The organism is Acidobacterium sp. S8, from assembly GCF_009765985.1.
Lineage (GTDB): Bacteria > Acidobacteriota > Terriglobia > Terriglobales > Acidobacteriaceae > Alloacidobacterium.
Map to the genome: position 1 here is coordinate 108,532 of NZ_LMUM01000015.1, position 20,801 is coordinate 129,332.

The 20,801-nt window shown below is 56.6% G+C and carries 18 protein-coding genes and 1 pseudogene; 7 read left to right on the top strand and 12 right to left on the bottom strand.

What is annotated here, in order from left to right:
- Window positions 1–38: 38 nt before the first annotated feature.
- Window positions 39–368, bottom strand: coding sequence for a PadR family transcriptional regulator (locus GSQ86_RS04410; RefSeq protein ID WP_158748745.1), 330 nt, complete (start codon window positions 366–368; stop codon window positions 39–41).
- A 378-nt stretch (window positions 369–746) separates the two neighbouring features.
- Here GSQ86_RS04410 and smc point away from each other — a divergent pair, with 378 nt between their 5' ends.
- The 6 genes from smc (at window position 747) to GSQ86_RS04440 (ending at window position 9,450) form a co-directional block, all read left to right on the top strand.
- Window positions 747–4,595, top strand: a complete 3,849-nt coding sequence (gene smc, locus GSQ86_RS04415) for a chromosome segregation protein SMC (protein WP_158748746.1) — start codon at window positions 747–749, stop codon at window positions 4,593–4,595.
- A gap of 328 nt (window positions 4,596–4,923) precedes the next feature.
- Window positions 4,924–5,817: a phosphoribosylaminoimidazolesuccinocarboxamide synthase gene (locus GSQ86_RS04420; protein WP_254062143.1), complete on the top strand. Its 894-nt coding sequence runs from the start codon at window positions 4,924–4,926 to the stop codon at window positions 5,815–5,817.
- A 23-nt stretch (window positions 5,818–5,840) separates the two neighbouring features.
- Window positions 5,841–6,434 carry a CvpA family protein gene (locus GSQ86_RS04425; RefSeq protein ID WP_158748748.1) on the top strand — a complete coding sequence of 198 codons (594 nt, stop codon included), beginning with the start codon at window positions 5,841–5,843 and terminating at the stop codon, window positions 6,432–6,434.
- Between the two features lie 13 nt (window positions 6,435–6,447).
- Complete coding sequence (locus tag GSQ86_RS04430; RefSeq protein WP_158748749.1) at window positions 6,448–6,726, top strand: helix-turn-helix domain-containing protein; 279 nt, start codon at window positions 6,448–6,450, stop codon at window positions 6,724–6,726.
- Window positions 6,727–6,796: 70 nt separating this feature from the next.
- Window positions 6,797–7,549 (top strand): HAD family hydrolase, encoded by a 753-nt coding sequence (locus GSQ86_RS04435; protein WP_254062144.1) that lies wholly within the window; start codon window positions 6,797–6,799, stop codon window positions 7,547–7,549.
- Window positions 7,546–9,450 (top strand): hypothetical protein, encoded by a 1,905-nt coding sequence (locus GSQ86_RS04440; protein WP_158748750.1) that lies wholly within the window; start codon window positions 7,546–7,548, stop codon window positions 9,448–9,450. The genes GSQ86_RS04435 and GSQ86_RS04440 overlap by 4 nt, the downstream gene beginning before the upstream one ends.
- 97 nt (window positions 9,451–9,547) lie before the next feature.
- Here GSQ86_RS04440 and GSQ86_RS04445 read toward each other — a convergent pair whose 3' ends face one another.
- From GSQ86_RS04445 to GSQ86_RS04500, 11 genes and pseudogenes are all read right to left on the bottom strand, one after another.
- Window positions 9,548–10,429: a DsbA family protein gene (locus GSQ86_RS04445; protein ID WP_254062145.1), complete on the bottom strand. Its 882-nt coding sequence runs from the start codon at window positions 10,427–10,429 to the stop codon at window positions 9,548–9,550.
- A 126-nt stretch (window positions 10,430–10,555) separates the two neighbouring features.
- Entirely contained in the window at window positions 10,556–12,202 is a 1,647-nt protein-coding gene (locus GSQ86_RS04450) for an NAD+ synthase (protein ID WP_158748752.1), read from the bottom strand.
- Window positions 12,203–12,220: 18 nt separating this feature from the next.
- A pseudogene (locus GSQ86_RS04460) lies at window positions 12,221–12,677 on the bottom strand (lipocalin-like domain-containing protein).
- A 2-nt stretch (window positions 12,678–12,679) separates the two neighbouring features.
- The gene (locus GSQ86_RS04465) at window positions 12,680–13,483 is read right to left on the bottom strand and encodes an ABC transporter ATP-binding protein (RefSeq protein ID WP_254062146.1); all 804 of its coding nucleotides are present in this window, start codon (window positions 13,481–13,483) and stop codon (window positions 12,680–12,682) included.
- 30 nt (window positions 13,484–13,513) lie between these two features.
- Window positions 13,514–14,113 (bottom strand): molybdenum cofactor guanylyltransferase, encoded by a 600-nt coding sequence (locus GSQ86_RS04470; RefSeq protein ID WP_158748754.1) that lies wholly within the window; start codon window positions 14,111–14,113, stop codon window positions 13,514–13,516.
- Complete coding sequence (locus tag GSQ86_RS04475) at window positions 14,110–15,480, bottom strand: dipeptidase (RefSeq protein WP_158748755.1); 1,371 nt, start codon at window positions 15,478–15,480, stop codon at window positions 14,110–14,112. The genes GSQ86_RS04470 and GSQ86_RS04475 overlap by 4 nt, the downstream gene beginning before the upstream one ends.
- Before the next feature lie 35 nt (window positions 15,481–15,515).
- Window positions 15,516–16,004: a VanZ family protein gene (locus GSQ86_RS04480; RefSeq protein ID WP_158748756.1), complete on the bottom strand. Its 489-nt coding sequence runs from the start codon at window positions 16,002–16,004 to the stop codon at window positions 15,516–15,518.
- 27 nt (window positions 16,005–16,031) lie between these two features.
- Window positions 16,032–16,364 (bottom strand): rhodanese-like domain-containing protein, encoded by a 333-nt coding sequence (locus GSQ86_RS04485; RefSeq protein WP_158748757.1) that lies wholly within the window; start codon window positions 16,362–16,364, stop codon window positions 16,032–16,034.
- Between the two features lie 131 nt (window positions 16,365–16,495).
- On the bottom strand, window positions 16,496–17,749 hold the full coding sequence (locus GSQ86_RS04490; RefSeq protein ID WP_158748758.1) for a hypothetical protein: 1,254 nt from the start codon (window positions 17,747–17,749) through the stop codon (window positions 16,496–16,498).
- Between the two features lie 117 nt (window positions 17,750–17,866).
- The gene (locus GSQ86_RS04495; RefSeq protein WP_158748759.1) at window positions 17,867–18,919 is read right to left on the bottom strand and encodes a CPBP family intramembrane glutamic endopeptidase; all 1,053 of its coding nucleotides are present in this window, start codon (window positions 18,917–18,919) and stop codon (window positions 17,867–17,869) included.
- Between the two features lie 49 nt (window positions 18,920–18,968).
- A complete protein-coding gene (locus GSQ86_RS04500; protein ID WP_254062147.1) occupies window positions 18,969–19,820 on the bottom strand; it encodes an acetyl-CoA carboxylase carboxyltransferase subunit alpha in 852 nt (283 codons plus the stop codon).
- A 99-nt stretch (window positions 19,821–19,919) separates the two neighbouring features.
- Between GSQ86_RS04500 and GSQ86_RS04505 the strand changes: the two genes are divergently transcribed.
- Entirely contained in the window at window positions 19,920–20,801 is an 882-nt protein-coding gene (locus GSQ86_RS04505) for an alpha/beta fold hydrolase (protein WP_158748760.1), read from the top strand.

Consider the following 20,801-nt stretch of genomic DNA (forward strand, 5'->3'; position numbering starts at 1 on the left):
GGCCCATCCTTTCGCGCCATTTGCGAAAGGGTGGGAGCCTAAGCGTCCTGCAGTACCCGCCCAATTGCCGCAATCATCACTTCAAACTGCGAAAGCTCTTCGCCCAGCTGTTTCCGTCCTTCAGGAGTGAGCGTGTAATACCGCGCTCGCCGGTTCGTTTCGGTCTTCTTCCACTCCGCCTTCACCCATCCCTGCAGCAACAACCGCTGCAGCGCCGGATACAACGATCCTTCTTCCACCGTCAGCACATCTTCAGACAGCCGCTTGATGGACTGCGCGATCCCATAGCCATGCAGCGGCGCCCGCGTCAGTGTTTTCAGGATCAGCATGTCCAGGGTTCCAGGAAGCAATTCAGATTTCTTAGGCATGACTAAATATATAGACTATCTATGGATAGATCGTCAATGGTATTCCTGAGTGTGTGGTTGCGCCGAAGTGCGCTCAAAATGCACCTGAATCGACACGTAAGTAACCGAAATATGCCTTGTTTTCCGCTTCTCCGACGCTCACAATAAGAGATCTCTGGCAACATTCTCCGCGACAAATCCTCGTCTAACGAGAGCAGGTAATCCTGCTTTTTGAGACAATGTCTGTGGAGCAGGTCTATTTGTGGAATTAAGGACGCCTTATCCACAAGATGTTGGGGTCGCAACGTTGATTCCGCTGCCCCCACAAGGCTAAAGTCTCAACTGAAGAAGCCTGTTCGCGCACCTCCCGATGTTTTTTTCAAAGGAGTAAAAACCCGCATGCTGAAACTAAAAAAAATCCAGATCCTGGGCTTCAAATCCTTTTGCGACCGCACGGAGGTGGTCCTGCCCGGCGAGGGCATTGCCGTCGTCGTGGGACCGAACGGCTGCGGCAAGTCCAACATTCTGGATGGCGTGACCTGGGTGCTGGGCGAGCAGAGCGCGAAGAGCCTGCGCGGCGGCAAAATGGAGGACGTCATCTTTGCCGGAACTCGCGATCGCAAGCCTCTGGGCATGGCCGAGGTGTCGATCACACTTATTGATCCCGACGCCTATGCCGGGGGGCCTCTTTTGGACGAGCCGGAAATCGTCATCGAAAACGAGTTCGATACTGACTGGGATGAAGAAAAGCTGCGCGAGCAGCGCGCTGCTGAAGTCGAAGAAATTATTGCCGAATCGCAGCCGGGTCAGGTCATCGAAGGCGAAACGGCTGCTGTGCCTGAGACACAAACCGCGGAAAGCGAAGCAGGCGATGCGGCAGGCAACAACGTTGTTCTCAAGATTCGCCGCCGCAAGTTCCGCAAGACGCCGCAGCAGGGCGAAATCATCGTTACGCGCCGTCTCTTCCGCACCGGCGACAGTGAATACCTGCTGAACGGCAAGCTTTGCCGCCTGCGCGATATTCAGGACATCTTCATGGGTACCGGCCTCGGCCCCGAGTCTTACGCCATCATCGGGCAGGAGCGCATCGGGCAACTTCTCAGCTCGAAGCCGCACGATCGCCGCGCCATCATCGAAGAGGCGGCTGGCATTACCCGCTTCAAGACCAAGAAGCGTCTCGCAGAACTGCGTCTTGAACAGGCGAAGCAGAACCTCGCCCGTGTCAATGACATCTTCGAGGAAGTCACCCGCCAGATGGCCTCGCTCAAGCGGCAGGCGGCCAAAGCCGAGCGCTATGCCGCCCTGCGTGACGAAATGCGCGCACGCCTGCGCATTGTGCTGGCAAGCAAAATTTCGCTGATGGATGCCGAACACGCAAAGCACGAAGAGGAGATCGCTTACCTTACCCGGAAGATCGATGAACATAGCGCACAGATAGAAACGCTCGATGCCGAACACACCGAGGGCATGCAGCGCGGCTATGAACTTGATGCCGCCGCAAAAGAATCTTCAACACGCGCCAGCCAGAGCGCCGTCGAATTGGAACGCGCCACTTCGCGCCAGAATGCGAACCAGGAGAGGATCGCTGAATTACAGGCGCGTGCAGAGGCCAGCACCACCGAACTCGAACAGGCAAAGCAGCAATTCGAAGCGACTAAGGCCGAGCGCGAATCGAATAAAGCATTCCTCGAGAATGCCGCTGCCGAGGCGGAGAACTTTCGCCAGCAGGCGCAGGCAAAGCATCAGCAGGCGCGCGATGCCGTGCAGGCTGTAACCGCGGCGGAGCAGCGCACTGAGGCGGCGCGCCGCCAGGCAATGCAACTGATGCAGCAGGTCAGCCAGACTCGCAACCAGACGACACAGGCGGAGGAATCGCTGGCCTCGCTTGATCGCGATGCCCAGCGTCTTGCCGGTGAAATGGATTCGGTCAAGCGCGACCTTGAATCTCTGGGCGCCGAGCGTGGACAAGTCTCGATGAAATTCGAGTCTGTGACTGAAACTCTGAAGCGCCTTGAAGCAGAGATTGGCACGCTCCGCAGCGAGATTTCGGCAAAGCGCACGGCAGAAGCGGAAGCGAAGAAGCGTGGCGATCAGCTGCGCGCCGAGCACGCCACGCTGACAGGCCGCCGTAATTCTCTCGATGGCCTCATCCGCGAGCACAGCTATTCCACTGATACTGTGCGTAAGCTTCTCCGCTCCAACTCGCTTGGTGGCGGCCTCGCACCCGTCGGCACGCTCGCCGACTTTCTCGAAGTCACCGGCCAGCATGAAAATGTCGTCGACGAATTCCTGCGCGATGAGCTGAACTATATCGTGGTCAAGAGCTGGGACGCAGCACATGAAGGCATGCGCCTGCTCAAGGGGGATGTGAATGGCCGTGCGACATTCCTCGTCCACCCGGAAGATTCTCAGGCAAAATTTTCCTTCGCGGGCGATGGCATTGCCAATCACTATGAGCAGACACAAGGCGTGGTGCCGCTAAAGAACTGCATCCGCGTACTCGATGGCTTCGGCAAGTCGCTCGAGGTCATTTTGCCCAAGCTGCGCGATGGATATGTAACCCCGGATAACGAAACGGCACGTGGTCTTGCCCTCGAAAATCCGAATGCATTCTTCCTTGCTCCTTCAGGCGAGTGCTTCCACAATGTGACAGTCACCGGCGGCAAGCCCAGTGCAGCCGGTCCGCTGGCTCTGAAGCGCGACCTGCGCGAAACGCAGCAGAAGCTGGAAGCGGTAGAAAAAGAGTTAGGCCAGGCGGATATCGCCGCCGCTTCCCTTGCCCGTGATATCGCGGAGCTGAGCCGGCAGCTCGATATCCAAACGGAAGAGCGTCGCAATGCCGAGCGCGAGAGCGCCAACCAGAGTGCTGCGTTGCGCCAGATGGATTCCGAAGTCCAGCGCCTGGAGCGCCGCCTGCAGGAATGGAACCTGCAAAGCGAGCGCAACAAAGACCAGCGCAATGCGAAACAAGCATTCATCGAAGAGAAGCGCGAAGAGATCGAGCGCCGCGAATCTGAACGCATCGCAGCGGAAAAATCTATCGAAGAGATTCAGAAGCAGGTCGAAGATCTGCGGCGCACACGTGAAGCCGCGCAACAGGAAGCAGCGCAGATGTCCGCTGAGCTTGCCGGGCTCGAAGAACGCAGGCGTGGGGCTGAAGCAGCATTTACGCGCATCGACCGCATGCACGGCGACTTGGAGCGGCGCGTCACCCAGCTTGAGCAGCAGCTGGCGGCAGCTATCAGCGAGCAGCAGCAGCGCGCGCAGGAAAACGAGCACCTGGCTGTGCGGCGCGAAGAGCTGGCGATGGTCCGCGAACAGGCGCAGCAGGAAGTATCCCGTTTGAGTGAAGAAGCAAAGGCGCTGCGTGCAACGCTCGCTGAAACCGAGCAAAAGCTGAAGATGCTGCGCGCCGAAACTGACGCCATGCGCGAGACCCGCAGTCAGCATAGCTCGAGCGACGCCACTCTTACTGCCGACACCAAGCATCTCGAAGAAACCTGCGTGAATGACCTGGGCATAGAAGCCATCGCGCTGCGCGAAGACACCGAGATTGCGCGCATTGAAGGCGAAGTGCTTACTGAAGAGGACGAGGCCTGCCGCGGATTCAAACAGAAGCTGGAATCGATGGGGCCGGTTAACATGATGGCACTCGAAGAGTACAAGGAGACCGAGCAGCGTCATCAGTTCCTCGAAACGCAGCGCAAAGACTTATTGGATTCCATCGAAAATACGCAGGCTACGATCAAGGAAATCGACGAGATCTCGCGGACAAAGTTCGACGAAGCTTTCGTTCACATCAACGAAAACTTCAGCACAACCTTCTCGCGACTCTTTGGCGGCGGACAGGCATTTATGCGTCTTACCGATGAAGAGAACAGCGCCGACAGCGGCGTCGATATCGTGGCACAGCCGCCGGGCAAGAAACTGCAGAATGTCTTCCTGCTCTCGGGCGGCGAAAAAGCGCTGACAGCTCTCTCCCTGCTGATGGGCATCTTCCAATATCAGCCGAGCCCGTTCTGTGTACTCGATGAAGTCGATGCGCCACTTGACGAGACCAACGTAGGCCGCCTGGCAGATATGTTGCGCAGCATGGCCACCGATACGCAGTTCGTGATGGTGACGCACTCGAAGCGCATGATGACAGCCGCCGATCTGATTTACGGCGTGACCATGCAGGAGCCCGGCGTCTCAAAGATCGTGAGCGTGCGGCTGGGTGGCCAGGAGCAGCGACGCGCCACCGCGTAATCGGCGACCGGCAACATGATTCCGAGCAGGCAAAACCTTCGCAACGTGAAGGTCGCTGAGAAATATTTTCCCGCTTCAGTCATCGACAGCAAAGCACCGAGAATTTGCTTTTCGTTACCTTTCGAAGAACTTTGTTTGAATAGGGCTCGATAACAAATTGTTTTGCGAACGATTTTTTCTTCAAGCGAACCGTTCTCTATTGACAGTCGCGCATGCGTCGTGACAGTACGTTACATCGTTACATTCTTCGATCCCACCGACGCGTTGACAAACGATGCCAAGAGAAGCAGAATCAACTTTCAGCCTCTCTACGAAAGGTACGACCCCCTTGCCAGCTCTTCTCGAAACAGAATTCGGTGATCTTGTTTTGCACGCGCGCGGCAAGGTGCGCGACTTGTACTCAGTAGGCGAGTTTTTACTCTTAGTGGCGACTGACCGCATTTCTGCATTCGATCATGTGCTTGCCACGGGCATTCCCGGCAAAGGGAAAGTCCTGACCCAGATTTCTCTTTTCTGGTTTGATTTTTTAAAGGACGTTGTTCCCAATCACCTGATCATCGCGGATGTGAATCTCTATCCCCGTGAACTGCGCGATCATGCCGACGATCTGCGCGACCGCTCCATGCTCGTGAAACGCGCGCAGATGTTCCCCGCAGAATGCGTGGTTCGCGGATACCTCTCCGGATCGGGCTGGAAGGACTATCAGGCCACCGGCGCAGTGTGCGGCATTGCTCTGCCGAAAGGCCTGCGCGAATCAGACAAATTGCCGGAGCCGATTTTTACGCCCGCCACCAAGAGTCTGCACGGCAAGCACGATGAAAATATTTCCTTCGATGAAATGGTCGCGCTCGTGGGCGCGAGGTCGGCGGAAACTCTCCGTGATTTAAGCCTGCAAATCTACAACAAAGCATCTGCTCATGCGGAAAGCTGCGGATTGATCCTCGCCGATACAAAATTTGAATTTGGTACAACGGCGGAAGGCATCATACTTGCCGATGAAGTGTTGACGCCCGACTCATCACGCTTCTGGCCGCGCGATGGATATGCACCTGGCGGAGCGCAGCCTTCGTTCGATAAGCAGTTTGTGCGCGACTACCTTGAGAGCATTCACTGGAACAAGCAGGCCCCCGCTCCCGGCTTGCCGGAAGATGTAGTGAAAAAGACACAACAGAAATATCTGCAGGCGTACGAGCTGCTCACTGGAAAATCGTTGTCGCTTTAGAAGCAAGAGGTAGTGGACCGGGCATGGCACTGATAGATTGGGCGATCGTCATTATCCTGATCGTTACTGTACTGAGCGCGGCCAAGCATGGATTTTTTGTAGAGGCATTCTCGCTTGCGGGTGTGATTCTGGGCCTGATGCTGGCGAGCTGGAATTATCAAAAGGTTCTCCCCTGGCTGGATAGCTGGGTGCATTCGCCGGGAGTAGCGGAAGCAATCGCGTTCATCGCGATAGCAATTGCAGTAATGGTGCTGGCCGGGCTTGCAGGGCGGTTGATCCGCTGGTCAGTCCGGTCCATTGGTCTGGGATGGGCGGACCGCTTTTTCGGCGCTGTCTTCGGCCTGGTAAAAGGCTGTGTACTGGTAACGCTGGGGGTAATGGCGATTTCCGCATTTCTTCCCCACGTGACCTGGATGGAGCAATCAAAATTTGCGCCGTATTTTTTATCGGCGGCGCATGATGCGTCTGTGGTAACTCCCGCAGAACTCGGTGAACGCATACGGGAAGGTGTGAAAGTGATTCGCGATGCGCAGCCGGACTGGCTGAAACCGCATGCGGTAGTTGACTTTGGGCCCTTGCAACAAATGAACATACAACCGGGAAAATACCCGGAATGAGAGAGAGGATTTTGTGAAACGCGAACTGGAAACCCTTGTGTCAGCAATGCATGCCGGCGGTATTACCTACAACGAAGCCGTCCGCGAATTCAAGCGCCGCTACCTGCTTGCCGTGCTTGCGCATCATAAGGGAAATCAGTGTAAGGCCGCTAAAGAGCTGGGCATGCACCGCAATACGCTCAGCCGTACCATTGCCGAACTCGACATCGATCCTATGCAGGTCCGCCACGGACTGAAGCGCCCGCCCCGCAGTGAGCGCCCTGTTTTTGAAGTAAAACAAGCCGTGCGCTAATGTCCACACTCGCAGGACTCGTGGTCGCTGCTTTATCCTTAAAGCAGCGACTACCAAAGCGAGTGAATGAGTGAGTTCAATCTCCATTGAAACAGTTTTAGCGGAAGCTGCTGAAGGCACTCCGCGCATATATATTCGGGACGGCTTTCACTGGGATCAGCAGAAAGCCTATCTCTTCGACATTGACGGCACGCTGCTACGTAGCCGCGACCGCATCCACTACGAATCGTTCTTCGATGCGGTGCGTGATGTGATGGGCCGCGAGCTCGTGCTCGACGGCGTCACGCTCAGCGGCAACACCGATCCCGGCATCCTGTACGATGCCTTCCGTCTTGCCGAGCTCGATCCGGAACACTGGCAGCCGCGCCTCGAAGATATTCTGGAGCACATGCGCACGACGGTTGCAGCGCAACGCGACCGGATGAACCTCGTCAAGATGCCCGGCGTCGACGAGATGCTGGCATACCTGCATTCCAAAGGCGCGGCCCTCGGCGTAGGTACCGGCAATCTTGAATCGATTGGCTGGCTCAAGCTGGAGGTGCTTGGCGTGCGCCACTGGTTTAGCTTTGGCGGCTTCAGCGACCAATTCCCTCTTCGCGCGGATATGATCGCCGACACTATCAGGCAGGCGCGAGCGATTGCCGGTCCCGATGCGTCAGTCTGTGTGGTGGGTGATACTCCAGCAGACATTGCCGCGGCCAAGGCCAACGAATTGCCGACGATTGCCGTCGCGACCGGCCACTATTCCTTCGACGATCTGATGGAGCACAAGCCGGAGGTCTGTGTCAGCAACATGGCTGCGTTGCTTGCACACGGCGTATGATCTGTCCTCGTGGCACTGCCGTCTTTCTAAGTGCTCTCCTCGCAGTTTCTCCTGGCCTTCAGGCGCAAACCGCAGCAGCAGCATCGCAGACACAGACGACGCCCCCTGAAGCTCACAAACTCGCATCCGAGCACCAGAGAGATGAGGCGTCGAACGCATTTCTGGAAGGAGCGAAAGCTCTCGACAAGAATGATCTGCGCGAGGCGGAGAAGCAGTTCAACCGCGCCGTCAAGCTGGATCCCGGCAATCCTCAATACTCAAATGCGCTGGCAATCACCAGGGAGCACCATCTAACCCAGCTCGTACAGGATGCCAGCAAGCAGCGCCTGCTTGGGCACGATGACGCTGCGCGAGCCATGCTGGCCGAGGCATACCTCATCGATCCTAAGAATCCAGTCGTGGAGCAGCACATCGATGAGTTGGCGCGTGATGCGGAACGGAACGAGAATGCGATCGTAATGCCGGCAACTGAAGATGCTGCGCCACCTGTGCGCCTTGCGCCTGCCACAGGCGGACAAAGTTTTCACCTTCGCAGTCCTGAGTCCGAGGTGTTGCGCCAGGTGCTAACCGCTTACGGCATATCTCCCATGTTCGATACATCGGTCAAAAGCCAGATGGTACGCTTCGACGCCGACAATGTGGACTTCACCCAGGCCGCAGAAATGCTGAAGATGTCGACCGATACCTTCTTCGTGCCACTCGATGAGAAGCGAGTGCTGGTCGCTCTCGATACCAAGGATAACCGCGCCAAATATGAGCGGCAGGTGATGGAAACCATCTACCTGCCCGGTCTCAGCTCAACCGAGATGAGCGATATGGGCAACGTAGCGCGGAATGTCTTTGAGGCGCAACAGGCGACCATCCAGGCGGAAAGACACACGCTCACCATTCGCGCACCGCAGACTCGCATCGACGCGCTGAATCACACTCTTACTGATATGCTCAATGGCCGCAGTCAGGTGCTGCTCGAACTGCGTCTCTTTGAGCTTGCACAAACACGGACGACGAATATCGGCGCCCAGCTTCCGAATCAGACGACCATTTTCAACGTACCGACCGAAGTCAACCAGATCATCCAGAATAACCAGAGCGCGGTGCAGCAGATCATCGCCGCCGGCCTCGCAAACTCCGGAGATGACATCGCCATCGTAGCCATCCTCATTGCCTCCGGACTGGTCACTGGGACGGTGTTCAATGAACCGTTTGCGCTCTTCGGCGGCGGCATTACGGCAAGCGGCCTCACGCTCAATCAAGGCGCCACCGCCAATCTCAGCCTCAATTCTTCCGACACCCGTCTGCTCGATAATATTCAACTGCGCGTGCAGGATCAGGAAGACGCAATGATCCGCAGCGGATCGCGTTACCCGATTATCACTTCTACTTATTCCAATCTTGCGGGAACATCCCTGAGCATCCCGGGCGTCTCGCAGGCTGGCTTATCCAGCGAGCTTTCAAGCCTCGGCATTAGTTCCGCCGCGCTGCAAAGCTCCCTGAACCAGACCATACCGCAGGTGCAGTATCAGGACCTCGGCTTAACGCTGAAAGCCACGCCTCATGTTCAGCAAAACAAAGATGTCGCGATAAAAATCGACTTCAAAATTGATGCGCTGAGCGGTCAGACGGCGAATGGCAACCCCATCCTCGATACGCAGCAATATACCGGCACCGTAACGCTACCAAAGGGTGAGAGCGCCATGGTCGTCAGCAATCTCACCCGGCAACAGACGGCAGCCGTCACTGGCATTCCCGGCTTGAGCGAGCTTCCCGGCTTCCAGTCAACTACCAACAAGGAAAGCGACGTGGATGTGTCGAAGCTCGTCATTCTCATTACGCCGCATATCGTGAGACTGAGTCACACAAAACCGGCAAGCCAGCTGGTCATGCTGCCCGTACACCCCTGACAGCGCTAAACAGCAAAGCCGTCATTCCGCATTGCAAGTGAAGAACAAATGCAATCAGAATGACGGCTTCATTTAAGAGTTATTTCTTGAAGCTAAATTACTTATCGTCCTGCGACTGGAACTGCACAATCGCCTTGAGCGTTTCATATGGTAGGCCACCGAGCGGAAGTCCGCGGCCATTCACATAAAGCGTCGGCGTCTCGTTCACGTTGAGGCTCTCGGCCAGCTTGATCGAAGCATCGACGCTCGCTTTTGCTTCCGCTGTCAAAGCGCATGCGCCGACTTTCGCCGCGTCCGCTCCCGCCTTTGTGGCCGCATCGTTCAAAGTTGCGTCTGAGGTCTGCGGAGTCAGCGCCTGCTGGTTATTGAACACCAGGTCCGCGAACTTGAAGAACGCATCGTTGCCATTCTGTTTCGCCACGCACTCGCTGTAGAGCGCAGCCTTCAACGCCTCCGAGTGAATTGACGTCAGCGGCAGATTCTCAAAGACGTAATGCGCGTTGGGAAAGTCCTGCAGCAGCTGTTGGATCGTTGGCTGGGCTGCCTTGCAATGCGGACACTGGAAATCTGCAAACTCCACCAGCATCAGACCTTTCGAAGCTGGTCCGCGCGAAGGCCCATTGGCTTCTGCCTGGAGCGTCTTATGCGCCGCGTCAAATGGACGTGGGCCGAACGGCATCACTTCCGTCGATATGAGATGCTGGCCATCGGGCGTGGTAAAAAACTGCAGCGATCCAATCTGCTGCGGATTCTTCTTCTGTGCTGCCAGAACCGTGACCTTATTCACGCCCGGTGCAGATGTCTTCTGAATCGCCTGTATCTGCCATACGCGGTCCGTGTCATATCCCCATAGCTGATGCAGAAACGCATCGACCTCCTGTTTCGACGGTGTGCTTGCCGTGAAATTCTTCGGGTCTACGGGCGGAAACTGCGGTATTCCCGGCACAGGAGCAGCTGCAGCACTGGGCGCTGACGGCACCTCTTCTGTTTGTGCATGTAGTAGTGAAGCGGCCATCGCTGTGAGAGCAACCGCAAAAAGAGTGTTACGAATTGAATTGCAAAAATGCATCGAATTCCTTTCTGCCGAAGCAGTGAGTCTTGAAATCTATACCTGAACTTTTACCGCGATAGGAAAGCGCCTGCCCGGTCCAAATGCTTTCATCGTTACCTTCAGCACCGGCGCTGCCTGCTGGCGCTTGTATTCGCTGCGTTCCACTAGTTTGACAACCTTACGCACCAGCTGGATATCTACCTTCTGCTTTGCGGCAATCTCTTCCGGCGTCTCGTAGCGCTCGACATACGCTTCCAGAATCGGATCAAGCACTTCATACGGAGGCAGTGAGTCGGTGTCCTTCTGGTTAGGCCGCAGCTCAGCCGATGGGGGCTTTTCGAGAATCGCAAAAGGAATACGCTCGCCCTCGCGATTGGCAAAGCGGCAGAGATCGTAGACCCGCGTCTTTACCAGGTCGCCGATTACTGCCAGTGCGCCGACCATATCGCCGTAGAGCGTGCAATAGCCAACCGACATCTCCGATTTATTGCCGGTTGTCAGCACCAGCGCATTGAATTTATTTGATAGCGCCATCAGCAGGTTGCCGCGAATGCGCGACTGGATATTTTCTTCCGTAATATCCGGTTTAAGCCCCGCAAAAAGCGGATCGAGCACCTTCCCGTACCCTGCGAATAAGTCGCTGATCGAAATCATTTCGAAGCGAATTCCGAGATTCTCTGCAAGATGGCGGCTGTCATCGACCGAACCCGTCGACGAATATGGGCTGGGCATTCCGACACCTGTCACGTTCTCCTTGCCCAGCGCATCTACGGCGATCGCTGCCGCCAGCGCCGAGTCGATACCGCCGCTCAAGCCGATCAGCACCTTCGAGAAGCCGCACTTGCGAACGTAGTCCCGCGTTCCCAGAACCAGCGCGTTGTAGATGGCCTCATCCACATTCTCCGTCTGGTAATGGACATCGCCGGTGCGTGATGCAAAATCGCAAAAGATCAAATCCTCTTCAAACGATTTCGCCTGTGCCAGTATCGACCCATCCGCATTGATCGCCAAACTCGATCCATCAAAGATCAGGCTGTCGTTACCACCCACCTGGTTCACCATCACCACAGGCGTGCGGTGATGCCGCGCAATCGCCGCCAGCATTTCCTTGCGCGTTTTGCGCTTGCCCCGCCAGTAAGGCGATGCCGAAATGTTCAGGATGAGATCGCCGCCCTCGCGCATCAACTCCTCTACCGGGTCAACCCCATAGAGCCGCTTATGCCAGAAGTTCTTATCGTTCCATGCATCTTCGCAGATAGTGAGCGCCGCGCGTTTGCCGCAGAAGTGGACAAGATGCTGTTTCTCTGCCGGAGCAAAATATCGCTGCTCATCAAATACGTCATAGAAAGGCAGCAGCATCTTCGATTGAGCGAAGGCGATCTCGCCGCCACGCAGAAGCGCCGCCGAATTCATGACGCGCTTTCCCGTTCCCGCCGGCGCATGCGTTACATAGCCGACGATGCTGGCTATGTTCAGGTCAGCCGTAGCCTGGGCAACTTCGGCAATCGCCTCTTCCGAGCGTGCAATAAATGACGGTTTATCGAGAAAATCGGCAGGAGGATATCCGCAGACGGCAAGTTCGGGAAAGAGCACCAGGTCGGCCTTCCCATCCGCCGCCCTGCGCGTGAAATCGAGAATCTTCTCTACATTTCCGGTGAAATCCCCGATAGTGGGATTGATCTGAGCGAGCGCAATCTTCACACTTTTAGTGTAACAACCTTACCTGTTTACTTTCTCCCACGTAAGCTGCACAGCTACCACGCCCTTGCCTGACCGAATGGGCGGGGTGCGCAGCGTCATCTTATCGCCTTCGCGCGTGTGGTAGCGGAGCTGCGCCGTTCCCAGCCAGTTGGGGAACAGACTTACTTCCACATGATGCGTCACCGTGTCGCCCTCGACCGTGTAAGGTCCGGCATAAGCGATGTAATCCCGCTTCCGGCTTGTATTTTTTGCCCTCGGTTTTGTCGACCTTATGTCTGCGCCCTGCCGGGCTGAGATTGCCGCTCATGTAGCCTTCAGCGGAATAGAGCAGATAGCCCACGACGTGGTCGCCCCATGGCTTTTCCACCGTACCATTTTCATGCAGAAAGGAATAGTCGATCAGCTTCCAGGTGCCAATGAAATCAGCCGCTGTCGTATGCAAAACTTTTGTCGCTCCCTTTTTTGTCGCTTTCATAGTTATGCTTCCGGCAAAACAAGGGCATCAAGTTCTAGAAACTGACGCACAATCTCATCGTCACACTTTTCCATCTCCTCCATGGTGCCGAAAAAGTGTGCCTTCGCTTGGTGAAGAAACAGGACGCGGTCTGCAAGCTTCTTGGCGAACCTCATGTCATGTGTCACAACAATGCTGGTGAGATGCAGCTGGTGCTTCAGCTTTTGAATCAGGTCGCCGAGCAGCCGCGCAATCAGCGGGTCGACCATCGTCGTCGGCTCGTCGTAAAGAATCGCATCAGGCTGCGCTGATAAAGCACGCGCAATGGCTACCGACCGTTTCATTCCCGTCGACAAGTCAGACGGCAGCAAGTCCTTCATGCCTGCAACGCCCACCATTTCCAGAAGGCCATTGACGATCTGCTGGATCTGATCCTCCATCAACTCGCCGCGCTCGCGCAAAGGAAAGGCCACATTCTCGCCGACGCTCAGTGAATCAAAGAGCGCCCCGTTCTGAAAGACCATCGTAACTTTTCGCCGGACGGCCTGCATCTGCTCCTCGGAATACCCGCAGATATTTTGCCCAGCGACCAGAATCTGGCCGGAATCCGGCTTCAAAAACCCCATGATCTGCTGTAGTGAAACCGACTTGCCAACGCCGCTGCGCCCAAGGATGCAGAGCGTCTCGCCTGGCAGCACAAAGAAGCTCACCTGATCCAGCACAACCAGGTCGCCAAAGGATTTCGACACCTTTTCGAAGGCGATATATGGCTCTTGCTTCGACCCGTTTCTCTTCTCATCAACGACGATGATAGGTACTGTGCTCAATGCTGGCGGAATCTCCTTCCCATCAGAGTATCAGGCTCGCAGCCGGGCAAAATCCGCCGGCGTATTCACGTTTTGAAACCAGCGATAAAGCGGAGATCGTACCGGCCAATCTGCACATGCAGCCACTGCCTCCACGCCGAAAACATCTATCTCCCGCGCACTGGCAGCCGTCTCAACAGTCCGCATCACCTTGTAATCGCCACCCGCAATCGCACGGCGAATGCCTCCGAGCAGGCTTCGGCTATAAACCGCGCACAGTGGCTGCGGCCGGCCTGCGAACGAAGGAATTGTAGCCTCCGCCGCAGTAATACCAACACGTTCCTTGAGATAACGCAGAAAAATAACCGGCAGCAGCGGCAGATCGACGGGTAGAAAAACATTCCACTCGCTGCCCGTCGCAGCGAGTGCAGCCTCCATGCCGCCCAGCGGACCGCAATCCGGATGCAGGTCCTCGATCACCGGCGCGTATGTGGCAAGATCGGCGCGCGTTCCTACGATATACGGCTCCAGTTCGGCCTCGCGCAACAGACCGACCGCATGTTCTACCAAGGGGCGCCCGTTGTAATGAAGCAGCGCCTTATCGCGGCCCATGCGGGTGCTGCGTCCGCCTGCCAGAACAAAACCGTTCACTTCCCTACTTCTTCAAAGAAGGTAATGATCGATTCGATGCCGCGATAGAAATTCGCTAAATGAAATTTCTCGTTCGGCGCATGCAGGTTATCGTCAGGAAGACCGAAGCCCATCAGCACCGTCGGAATTTTGAGATGCCGCTCGAAATCTCCGACAATAGGAATCGATCCGCCACCGCGAATGAAGACGGTCTCTTTGTTCCAGACCTGTTTCAAAGCCACCGTCGCAGCTCGGATATACGCATTGTCAGTACCCACCACAATCGGATCGCCCGAATGGATGAGCCGCACATCGAGCTCAATCCCGGCAGGCTTCAGCGACTCCACATAGCTCTTGTACTGCGCAAAGGCTTCCTGCGGCTCCATGTCAGGCACCAGCCGCATGGAAACCTTCGCCACCGCCTTTGCCGGAATCACCGTCTTTGCGCCCGCTCCAGTAAAGCCGCCCGGCATGCCATGCACATCGAGCGTTGGCCGCGCCCATGTGCGTTCAATCACTGAGTATCCTGGCTCGCCCGTCAGTTGCGTAGAACCAACTTCAGTGTTGCGGTAATACTCTTCGTCGAATGGAAGATTGCGCCAAGCTTTCAATTCATCCGGGCTCGGCTTCTGTACCCTGTCATAGAAGCCGGGAATCAGAATTTGCCCGTCCTTATCCTTGAGCTGCGCAATAATTTGCGCGAGCGCCACAAAAGGATTCGGCGCCGCCCCTCCATAAATCCCGGAATGCAGATCCGTCTTCGCTCCGCGCGCTTCAATCTCCGTATAGATCATGCCGCGCAGACCCACACACACCGTCGGCAGCTCCGGCGCAAACATCTCCGTGTCTGAGACCAGCGCAAAATCGGCCTTCAGCTGCTCCGGATGCTCGCGCACAAATTTCGCGATCGACTCGCCGCCCACTTCCTCTTCGCCTTCCAGAATTACGCGAATATTCAGCGGCAGCTTGCCGTCATGCGCAGCAAAGAGCGACTCCAGCGCCTTCACATGCATATACATCTGGCCCTTATCGTCCACCGCTCCGCGCGCATAGATGTTGCCATCCCGCTCCGTCGGCTCAAACGGAGGCGACAACCATTCGTCGAGCGGATCGGGGGGCTGCACATCGTAATGCCCATAGCAAAGGCAGGTAGGCTTACCATCGGCATGCAGCCAATCGCCGTAAACCAGCGGATGCCCCGCGCCTTCGATCAGCCGCACATTCTCCATACCGATGCGCTTCAATTCAGCCACCAGGGCTTCCGCAGCACGACGCACATCGCCCTTATGCTCCGGCAACGTCGAAACGGAAGGAATCCGCAAAAGCGTCTTCAGTTCTTCTACAAAGCGCGGATATTCCTTGCGCGCATATTCAACCGCAGTCGGCATTATGACTCCTTGATTGCAAACACCGAAGTATATCTCTACGAATGGACCGCTCGCCGCGAACGCGTCCTCCACACAACCGTCAACACGGCCAAGAGCAATAGATGCGCCACCAGCGCACCTGCGAAATCGATGCCGACATCGGAAACTTTGCTCGTGCGCCCCGGCAGCAGCGACTGATGCCACTCATCCCAGGAAGCCAGCACCAGCGTGCACAGCAGTGCCAGTGAAGCCGCCATGGCAAAATGCTTTTGGGCGCTTCCTGCTTTCTCGGCAAGGGTCGCACGCCAGCCCTCGAAGAAACCCAGGCTTACCAGCCCGTAGCCCACAAAATGCCCGATCTTGCGAATCCAGTGGTGAATTACCGCCCAGTGCTCCGGGGTCACGGGGCCAAAGAGTTTTGTCCAGATCGGCAGCAGCCAGCGGCTCGTATTCGACGCTGACATCGTCCCCGTCGACTCGATCATTATCACGGCGATACCGATCAGCGCTGGTATCCAGTGCAGCAGCTTGCGTCTTTTTGTCATCTGTCTCGCTTTGGAATCGAAGTTGTGTCAGTACCGGGCCACACTGGGATCGACCGATGCAGCCCACGCATCAATGCCGCCACGGAGGGATTGCGCCTGTTCAAATCCCTGGTTCCGCAGCCAGACGGCCACGTTCATGGATCGCACGCCATGATGGCAGATGGTCACGATATGCGCATCCGGGTCCAGTTCGTGGTTGGCGCGGCTGGGCACATCGCCCATGGGCATCAGCGTACTGCCTTCAATGCGGGCAATCGCAAATTCCCCCGGCTCTCGAACATCCAGCAACACAGTACGCTCCCGCTCCGGCCCCGCGATGATCGCGGCCAGCTGCGACGCAGTAATTTCATAATCAAGCATGTTTTCAGAATATTGTATCGGACGTCGAGATCGCGCCGCTGAAGGTAGGGAGTAGTTGCGGGGCGCGTCCCCCATCCTTTCGCGTTCTCTGCGAAAGGGTGGGAGCGAATCATGTCAACGTAATCGGCGATCTAGGAGTGCGGCGTAGAACCGCTCGCCACATATTGCTGGGGAGCCGATCCACTCGTCCCCTGTGGAGACGGAGACGATGTAGTTGTAGTTGTAGTTGTAGTTGTAGTCGGCATCGGAGGCGCTGGCTTCTGCTGATCGGAATCCTTCCCCATGCCTGTCGGGAACTGCACCGGCTGCATCGTAGGACGGTCTTTCTGGTCATCCGTCGGCAGCGTTTCCCCGGGCTTCCGTAACGAAGGCGGAGCCTGCGGAGCCGTTTGCTTGGCCGCTTCCGCAGGATCTTCATCGCCCAGCTTCACGATGTGAACATTCGGATCGGCCACCGTATTCCAGTAGTTGCCCATTTCATTGTCTGCGCGAATTACCGGAGGCTTACCCACCTCAGCAGTCTCTACGCGGATCACGCGGTTACCGTTGATGCGCACAAATTCGACCGGCTTCGGAGCTTCGCCGTAGATCCATTCCTCAAACGGCATCTGCCCTTCCTGCTCGCGAACCTTCTGCTGCGGTGTTCCCATCGCATGGATCACCATCTCTGTGCTCATTCCCACCAGCACATGATGATCGAGAATGGCCTGCTTCAGCATTGGCGGCAACGTATCGGTATACGCCACAGTAGGAGATTTCACGCCGAATCCCAGCACCGGCGCCAGCAACGCCTCTACCTGCTGGCCGGAAACATCCGGCACGTCATGCGCAAAAACCAGCGTGATGCGTGAACCCACCGGTTCCTGCCCACTATCCTGCGCAATCGGCGTCGTGTAGTTTGGGTCGGTCCCCAGCGAGATATGCCGCATCCATTTGTGCTTATGATCCGGGCCGCCGTTCAACAGGAAAACAATCTTGTTTTCCTTGATGCTCACGTCCGTAATGATGCAGCGGTCCCCCGGCTTTGCTGAAGTGCCATGTTCGTTCAATTCATTGATGTAATCAGAACCTGTCGGCTGCATATCGCCGTTTGCGTGCAGCGTCACACCCTTGCTCGCCAGCGGCAACGGACGCATGGCAAAGCCATGTTCCGCTGTCAGGAATCGAATTAATTCCTGGCGTCCACGCGGAGTCAGTGGCTCTGAAGGAAGATCGACATGAGTCGGATGGAACTCGAGATAGTGCCCTCCGATTTGCTCAGGGCCGACTGTGAACACCTGAGACATAGCAGTCATCGTAGGGAAAAACATCAGAGCTGCCGCAGCTACCGCAACTCGCAACGGGCTGTGGCGTCTCGCGCCTTGTGTTGCGAACCCCTGCATCATGAGGCCCTCAAATCGTTATGACCATAAGCATGGTCCGATTCAATGCAGTTTGCAAGAGCCATAAGGCCAGCCGTGCATGAATTGTTTTGAAGTGGGAAAAAGAAATGTGCGGGATATTTATTCGGGGAGCTGGTCGCCGGCCGTCTCCCTGTCTTCCTGCCGCTCGGCAACAGCGCCAGTCGCGCCGTTGAACAACCCCTGCACCGGCAGTATCTGCACCAACTTCGGCTCTGACGGAGTGACCGCAGCCGCAGGCCCCATAGCCGCCTCGTGCTGTCGCCGCGCCATCGCGTCCACATCCACCGGAATGCCGCCCGGCACAATCACCGGCTGGGCATATTTATACGCATAATCCCGCGTGACCTTGATCAAAATAACCATCAGCACCGGTAGCACAATCACAGCAATGGCGCTGCCTTCCGGCCCATAACTGCCCCCCGTAAACCAGATCGGACCCCGTGCCCTCGACGTTACCACCGGATTGAAGATCGTCAGTCCGCTGACCGGCAACCCGAAAATCAGTCCCATGCTGGCATTCCAGCCAAAATGGAAGCCCCACGAGAGCCACAGTGCCCGCGTTCTCAGATAAGCAATCGAGAGCAGCCAGCCGGCAAATACGGTCACCAGCGTACTCGCCGCCGTAGCGTTCGGATTGAGCACATGCATGGAAGCGAAAAGCAGCGACATTACCAGCGTGGCCAATGTTGGGCCCATCGCATCGATCAGCCGCTGGAAAGGATATCCTCGGAATGCAACTTCTTCCGTCAGCGCCGCCAGTGCCAGGGTCAGAATGTTTACAAACAGCAGAAAAAACTGGTGCCCATTCGTCCAGAAACTGACAATCAGTCCGCCGAAGAGCGCCATGGGCAACGCACAGGCGACCACTCCGCTCCAGCCCAAGGCTATGCCTAATACGGCTTCGCGCTTCCAGCCCTCACGGCGGATCAGACCCATCGCCTTCAGCGGTTCTCGCTGCGACTGCCCTGCATAACCCATCGCCGCATAACCAACCAGCAACAGAAACAGCAGCATGAGACTGCTGACCGGAAGAAGCCAGTCGGCAGAACTCAATCCATTCGCCGCGCGCAGAGATATCTGCTGCGCAAAAGCAAAATAGATGGCGGCAAGAGCAAACCAGCTAAAGGAGCGCAGGCGTCCCGGAGACTTCATAGGCTCACCATGAAAAATCTCCCCGCGTATGACTCACTGAGAACAATCATTATGTCGTATAAAATTGCGCGATATTGCGGAATTTCTCATAGCGCCGCTGCAGCATTTCTTCGAGTGGCAGCGCCTTTATTTCGTTAAAGTGCCACCTTAGCTTTTCGTCGATAAGTTGTGCAGCCTCTTCGGGATTCGCCTGTGCGCCGCCCACCGGTTCCGGCACAATATCATCCACGCAGCCGAGCGATTTTACATCCTGCGCCGTAACCTTCAGCGCCTCAGCCGCCTGTGCCCGCTTGCTCGCGTCGCGCCACATGATCGAAGCGCAGCCCTCCGGCGAGATCACCGAATAGATGGCATTTTCCAGAATCAGCACCCGATCGGCAACCGCCAGCGCCAGCGCGCCGCCCGAACCGCCTTCGCCCGTGATCGTCGCAATCAGCGGAACGCGCAGCCGTGACATCTCGATCAGGTTCCGTGCAATCGCCTCCGCCTGGCCGCGCTCTTCCGCGCCAATGCCGGGATTTGCGCCCGCAAGGTCGATGAATGTGAAGACTGGACGCCCGAACTTCTCCGCAATCTTCATCGCTCGCAGCGCCTTGCGATAGCCCTCGGGATCGGGTGAGCCGAACTTCCGTTCGATACGCTCCTTCACCGTGCGACCCTTCAGGTTGCCGATGACCATGACCTCTTCGCCATGAAATCGTGCCATGCCGCACGCCATCGCCGCATCGTCGCCGAAGGCGCGGTCGCCGTGAATCTCGCTGAAGTCGGTGAATATACTTTCGATAAAGTCCATCGGATACGGTCGCTGCGAATGCCGTGCCAGCTCCGTTTTCACCCACGCCGCAGGCGTGGCCTCAGCCACCGCCTGCACCTGCTCTAAATTGCCTGCCTGCTCAGTCATAGACGCTGCAAGTCTTACTGTTTGATTGTATGGATTCATCTGCAACTAGACAAACATGCTGTCACTATCCTGCTTCTCAAGCATGAGGAGAGAATCTGCATGCCCTCAATCCAAACTCGGTCCCTTGAAATTTGCTATGACGAGGGTGGCCCTCAAGACGGCTTCCCTGTTCTGTTGCTTCATGGCTGGCCGGATACTGCCCGCGGATGGGCTCCAGTCGCCGCGCTTCTCCAGGCCGCCGGATTCAAAACTGTCGCGCCCTGTTTACGCGGTTCTCTTCCTACCCGGTTTCTCTCCGAAAGCATACCGCGCTACGCAGGCGGCGAAGCGCTCGCGCAGGATGCCATCGATCTGGCCGACGCTTTGAAGTGGAAGCACTTCGCCGTTGTGGGTCACGATTGGGGAGCACGCGCCGCCTACATCACGGCTGCTCTCTTCCCCGAGCGGATAACAGCAATCACAGCCCTCGCGCTTGCCTATCAGCCGCGCGGGTTTTTTAAAGTCCCGGAGTTTCCCCAATCCATGCGCTTCTGGTACCAGTGGTTTCAATGTATCGACGGCGGCGTGGAAGCCGTAGGCAAGGATCCCGTCGGATTCGCGCGCATCCAGTGGGAAACATGGAGCCCGCCGGGTTGGTACACCGAAGAAGAATTTCTAACGACAACAGAGAATTTCATCCATCTAGACTGGATCGCAACCACGCTCAATGGATACAGGCTGCGCTGGCTGCCACAGGAGCCGCGAGATCCATCCTTTGAACCTTTACGACGCAGATTGAGCGAAATAGAGAAAATATCCGTTCCCACCTTAATGATTCAAGGTGGCTCAGACTTCTGCGATAGCCCAAAAGAATCTGAAGGCCAGGAAAAATATTTCACCGGCGGATATCGGCGTATCGTCATCGACGGAGCAGGACATTTCGTTCATCGCGAAGCTCCGCAGGCAGTTGCCGAAGCCGTGATAGTGCATCTGGCCCATTGA

Coding starts and splice junctions, on each gene's coding strand:
- GSQ86_RS04505 (WP_158748760.1), top strand. CDS start 19,920: ATGCCCTCAATCCAAACTCGGTCCCTTGAAATTTGCTATGACGAGGGT.
- GSQ86_RS04500 (WP_254062147.1), bottom strand. CDS start 19,820: ATGACTGAGCAGGCAGGCAATTTAGAGCAGGTGCAGGCGGTGGCTGAG.
- GSQ86_RS04490 (WP_158748758.1), bottom strand. CDS start 17,749: ATGATGCAGGGGTTCGCAACACAAGGCGCGAGACGCCACAGCCCGTTG.
- GSQ86_RS04410 (WP_158748745.1), bottom strand. CDS start 368: ATGCCTAAGAAATCTGAATTGCTTCCTGGAACCCTGGACATGCTGATC.
- GSQ86_RS04425 (WP_158748748.1), top strand. CDS start 5,841: ATGGCACTGATAGATTGGGCGATCGTCATTATCCTGATCGTTACTGTA.
- GSQ86_RS04480 (WP_158748756.1), bottom strand. CDS start 16,004: ATGACAAAAAGACGCAAGCTGCTGCACTGGATACCAGCGCTGATCGGT.
- GSQ86_RS04495 (WP_158748759.1), bottom strand. CDS start 18,919: ATGAAGTCTCCGGGACGCCTGCGCTCCTTTAGCTGGTTTGCTCTTGCC.
- GSQ86_RS04440 (WP_158748750.1), top strand. CDS start 7,546: ATGATCTGTCCTCGTGGCACTGCCGTCTTTCTAAGTGCTCTCCTCGCA.
- GSQ86_RS04485 (WP_158748757.1), bottom strand. CDS start 16,364: ATGCTTGATTATGAAATTACTGCGTCGCAGCTGGCCGCGATCATCGCG.
- GSQ86_RS04475 (WP_158748755.1), bottom strand. CDS start 15,480: ATGCCGACTGCGGTTGAATATGCGCGCAAGGAATATCCGCGCTTTGTA.
- smc (WP_158748746.1), top strand. CDS start 747: ATGCTGAAACTAAAAAAAATCCAGATCCTGGGCTTCAAATCCTTTTGC.